Origin of the sequence: Pseudoxanthomonas taiwanensis (genome assembly GCF_010093135.1) — a bacterium.
Classification (GTDB): domain Bacteria; phylum Pseudomonadota; class Gammaproteobacteria; order Xanthomonadales; family Xanthomonadaceae; genus Pseudoxanthomonas; species Pseudoxanthomonas taiwanensis.
Window position 1 is genome coordinate 1 of record NZ_PDWK01000113.1, and the last position, 4703, is coordinate 4703.

Here is a 4703-nt window from a genome sequence, read left to right on the forward strand (position 1 = left end):
CAACACGCGCGAGCCTCCACTCTCTATTCGGCGGCAGCGGAGGATGGGTAGAAGAGCCAGCGGGGGCACGCGCCGGGGCGGGGGCCGGTTCGGCGCGCTCGTACTGGGCGCGGAACTTGGCCAGCACCGGCAGGCCCAGGCGCTCGGCCAGGGCGTCGTTCTCGCGGGTGCCGTAGGCCAGGGCCACCGGCAGCACGCCGGCCTCGCGCAGGCCCTCGATCAGGGCGCGGGCGGTGGCCTCGTCGGGGGTCTGGCTCAGGCCGCCGAAGTCCACGATCACCGCGGCGCGGCCGAACAGCTTGGGCGCGCGCTGCACGCGCTCGCGCATCTCGCGCACCAGCTGCGGCACGTCGAGGGTGCGCACGCGCAGGTTGGCGATGCCCACCTGGCCGATCTTCAGTTCGCCGGCCTGCTCGTAGTCGTTCACTGCCAGCGCCACGTCAGGTTCCCGTCGCCAGGCTGGTGCGCGGCTGTGGCCGGCGCGGGCGGCCGACCCACGGCAGGTCGGGCAGGTTGTCGCCGTAGGTCTCGCGGACCCACGGGTAGGAGCACAGTTCCTTCATCATCATGCTGGCGCGCACATCCACGTCGGGCATGACGTTCTGGCCGACCTCGTGGAAGCCGAAGCTGCCGTGGAACAGCAGCGCCGGGTCGGCACCGTGGTCGAGGAACACCTCGCAGCACAGCAGTGGGTAGCGCAGCTCCGCGTAGCTCTGCACGTCGGCGTAGAAGGCGCGGCCCACGCCACCGCCGCGGCGGCGGGAGGCGACCACGATGCGGTCGATGTAGAAGAAGTGCGGGTAGCGCTCCTTGAACCAGGCGAAGTTGCAGCTGTCGTGGTCGCTGTCGCTGCCGAACCCGACCAGGAACCCGGCCAGGTTGCCGTCGCGCTCGGCCACGCGGAAGTACTCGGCCTTCTCGTAGAAGGAGTGCAGCCTGGCCGAATCCAGCGGCAGGATCGCCGATCCGGCGTTGTTGTTGAGCGCCAGGACCGAGTCCAGCTCGTGTTCGCGGACGTCGCGGATGACGATGGACATGGAGAGGGGAACCGGCTCCGGAAGGAATGCGCGGCCGCGGTCGGCGGCCAGCCGGGATTATTGCATGGGGCCCCGGAGCCGGGCGAACGGAACATGACTTCCGTCGCAGCGCGCCGGCCGCGGCGGGGCCGTAAGATGCAGCCATGTTCGGCCTCAGCCACACCCGCCTGCTGCGCTATGCCGGCCTGTTCACCTGGGCCATGGTGGGCGTGCCGCTGGTCTATTCCCAGTACGTGCCCGCCTACGGCAGCGAGGATTTCGCCCTGGACGCCGAGCGCGGCCTGATCCTGGGGCTGTTCGTCTGCTATTTCGGCTTCGGCGCCTGTTACTGGTGGCTGACCCGGGGGCTGGGCTATGCCCGCCCGACCTGGACCGACCGGGTCCTGCTGCTGGCCCTGACCGTGGCCGCCCTGGCGGTCAGCTACTTCAATGCCTCCGGCCTGGGCAGCATCCTGCTGATGGTGGCCGCCGGGGTGATCCCCTGGCTGCTGCCCCCGGCCTCCGGGGTGCTGCTGCTGCTGGTCAGCCAGCTGGCGGTGCTGCCCATCTATTACGGCATGTTCCACATGCCGCTGTTCGAGGCGCTGATGCAGTCGCTGCTGTACGGCGGCTTTTCCCTGTTCATCTACGTGACCAGCCTGGTGGCCCGGCAGCAGGCCCAGGCCCGGGAGGAGCAGCGCCGGCTCAACGCCGAGCTGCGCGCCACCCGCGCCCTGCTGGCCGAGAGCGCCCGGGTCAACGAGCGCACCCGCATCTCCCGCGAGCTGCACGACCTGCTGGGCCACCACCTGACCGCGCTGAGCCTGAACCTGGAGGTGGCCGGGCACATGACCGAGGGGCGCGCCCAGGAGCACGTCCGCCAGGCCCACACCCTGGCCAAGCTGCTGCTGACCGACGTGCGCGAGGCGGTGTCCCAGCTGCGTGACGCCAGCGGCGGGATCGACTTGGCCGCGGCCCTGCGCCCGCTGGCCGACCACGTGCCGGCGCTGGACATCGACCTGCAGGTCGAGTCGCCCCTGGCCGTGGACGACCCGGAACGGGCCCACGTGATCCTGCGCTGCACCCAGGAGATCATCACCAACGCCGTGCGCCACGCCGGGGCCCGCCACCTGTGGATCCGGATCTGGCGGGAGGCCGAGGCCATCGTGCTGGACGCGCGCGACGACGGGCGCGGCGCCGACGGGCTGGTGCCCGGCAACGGCCTGCGCGGCATGCATGAACGGGTCCGCCAGTGTGGCGGTACCCTTGAGATCCAGACCCGGCAGGGGGACGGCTTCCGCCTCCGGCTGTCCATTCCCGCCGCCACCTTGGCCCGGCCCGTTACCGAAGGAGCGCTGCCATGATCCGAGTCTGCCTGGTCGACGACCAGACCCTGGTGCGCCAAGGCATCCGATCCCTGCTGGCCCTCGATGGAGGCATCGAGGTGGTGGCCGAGGCCAGCGACGGCCGCCAGGCGGTGGAGCTGATCCCCCAGGCCGCCCCCGACGTGGTACTGATGGACATGCGCATGCCGGTGATGTCCGGCCTGGAGGCGCTGCAGGTGCTGTCCCGCCAGGGCCAGCTGCCGCCGACCATCATCCTGACCACCTTCGACGACGACCAGCTGGTGCTGGCCGGCCTCAAGGCCGGGGCCAAGGGCTACCTGCTGAAGGACGTGTCCCTGGAGCAGCTGGTCGGGGCCATCCGCACCGTGGCCGAGGGCGGCTCGCTGGTGCAGCCGGCGGTGACCCAGCGTCTGCTCTCGGGCCTGGAGCACATGCGCAACGACTTCGTCAGCCTGGACCGCCCGGACCCGCTCACCGACCGCGAGACCGAGATCCTGAGGCTGATGGCCTCCGGCTTCTCCAACAAGGAGATCGCCAACTCGCTGGGCGTGGCCGAGGGCACGATCAAGAACCACGTGTCCAACATCCTGAGCAAGCTGGGCGTGCGCGACCGCACCCGCGCCGTGCTCAAGGCCTTCGAGCTGCAGCTGGTCTGAGCGGCGGCATGTCCGGCACGGTGCCGGAGGCGACGGGCGTCGGGCCGCGCCGGCGGCGACCGGCGCCGGAAGCGCGCGCGGGGCACGTCGCCACTGCTCCATACCGTTGCGTGCGGTCGCGCAGGGTGTGCCCGGATTGTGAGAATTCCGTTGCGACACGGCGGCGGATCGCCGGCCACGGCTGCGCGCGGGCGCGGAAGCCTGCTACGATTCGCCCTTCGCATCGCCAAACTCGCCGTGGAATCGGCCCCGGAGACTCCTGAATGACCCGCATTATCGAGTTCCTGATCGCCTTGGGGATCGTGGCTGTCCTGTTCCTGGTGGTCGGCATCATCCTGCCGGACCATCGCCACATCTCGGAAAGCGTGGAAACCAACCGCAAGATGACCATCGTGTACGACACGGTGAACAATCTGCGCCGCTTCAAGGACTGGAACCCGCTGGTGCTGCGTGATCCGAAGATCGAGCTGCGCCTGTCCGGCCCGGAGACCGGCCCGGGCGCCCGCCTGGACTACGCCTCCCGGGAGGGCTACATCGGTTCGGGCAGCTGGGAGATCGTCGAGTCGGTCCCCAACGAGAAGGTGGTGATCAAGGTCGAGGACTCGCAGCGGGGCCGTGACAAGACCATGCAGTTCCTGCTGGAGCCGACCGGCAAGAACAACCGCAACGTCAAGATCACCCAGACCTACGACGTCGAGTACGGCTGGGACCTGCTGGGCCGCTACGCCGGCCTGTACGTGGGCCGCCACGTCGGCGACGACATGAAGCTGGGCCTGAGCCGCATGGCCAACATGCTGGCCGCGGTGCCGAACTTCGACTACCGCGCCGACGGCGTGCCGCTGCGCGACCTGAAGATCGTCGACGTCCCGGCCGAGGATCTGCTGGTGGTCAACGCCGGCAACGTGGACCGCACCAACGACGCGATCAAGCAGTCGATCAAGAACAACCAGGAGTGGATCAAGCGCGTCATGGACGCCAACGGCCTGGAGGCCGCCGGTCCGCTGCGCATCATCACCACCGACTTCGGCGCCGAGAAGTACGCCTTCGACGTGGCCGTGCCGGTGCGCCGCAAGGGCTCGGCGCCGGCCGCCGCCGGCGAGGAGCAGGCCAAGGCCGAGGGCGAGGGCGAGGACGCCGCCAAGGCCAAGCCGGAGGCTGCCCAGGCCCCGCTGGTGGCCGCCGAGGGCGAGGAGCTGAAGGTCACCATCCCGCAGGGCGCCCCGGTGCAGTACGTGCGCACCAAGGCCCACCGTGCCGCCTACGGCGCCTACACCGGCTACATGGCCGAGCTGGACGCCGTGCGCAACTCGGTGCGCGCCTGGGCCATGACCCACGGCTACGAGGTCACCGAGCGTCCGTACGAGGCCTGGAAGGGTGGCGTGGACAAGTCGTTCACCGCCGAGGGCGAGTACGACGTCTACTGGGCCGTCAAGTAAGCGGGGCCGGCGTTTGCCGGCATCCGCCAGCCCTGGAAAGGCGCCGCGCAAGCGGCGCTTTTTCGTTCCTGATTAGCCCCGACCCTCAGCCATGAAAATTGCTCGCAGCGCGCAAGACCGGCTCGGGGCAAGGCTTGCAGCGCAGCATGGCGGTGGCCAGTCGCGGCAGCATCTCATGCAGGCGGAAGCGACGGTTGAACCGGTAGGCGGCTTCGGCCAGGTAGCGCCGCGCGTACTTGGCCTGGCGGA

General features: G+C 70.0%; 4 protein-coding genes and 2 pseudogenes. 3 read left to right on the forward strand and 3 right to left on the reverse strand.

Annotated features, from left to right (window positions below; genetic code table 11):
• Both minC and CR938_RS13820 read right to left on the reverse strand, forming a co-directional pair.
• A pseudogene (gene minC / locus CR938_RS13815) lies at nt 1–439 on the reverse strand (septum site-determining protein MinC); the annotation flags it as partial.
• Between the two features lies 1 nt (nt 440).
• Complete coding sequence (locus CR938_RS13820; RefSeq protein ID WP_162125544.1) at nt 441–1037, reverse strand: GNAT family N-acetyltransferase; 597 nt, start codon at nt 1035–1037, stop codon at nt 441–443.
• A 143-nt stretch (nt 1038–1180) separates the two neighbouring features.
• On the opposite strand from CR938_RS13820, the gene CR938_RS13825 reads away from it, so the two are divergent.
• From CR938_RS13825 to CR938_RS13835, 3 genes are all read left to right on the forward strand, one after another.
• Nucleotides 1181–2380 (forward strand): sensor histidine kinase, encoded by a 1200-nt coding sequence (locus CR938_RS13825; protein WP_162125545.1) that lies wholly within the window; start codon nt 1181–1183, stop codon nt 2378–2380.
• Nucleotides 2377–3018: a response regulator gene (locus CR938_RS13830; protein ID WP_162125546.1), complete on the forward strand. Its 642-nt coding sequence runs from the start codon at nt 2377–2379 to the stop codon at nt 3016–3018. Before CR938_RS13825 ends, CR938_RS13830 begins: the two co-directional genes overlap by 4 nt.
• Before the next feature lie 263 nt (nt 3019–3281).
• The gene (locus CR938_RS13835) at nt 3282–4454 is read left to right on the forward strand and encodes a polyketide cyclase (RefSeq protein WP_162125547.1); all 1173 of its coding nucleotides are present in this window, start codon (nt 3282–3284) and stop codon (nt 4452–4454) included.
• Nucleotides 4455–4539: 85 nt separating this feature from the next.
• Here the strand turns inward: CR938_RS13835 and CR938_RS13840 are convergent.
• Nucleotides 4540–4703, reverse strand: a pseudogene (locus CR938_RS13840) (IS1595 family transposase); the annotation flags it as partial.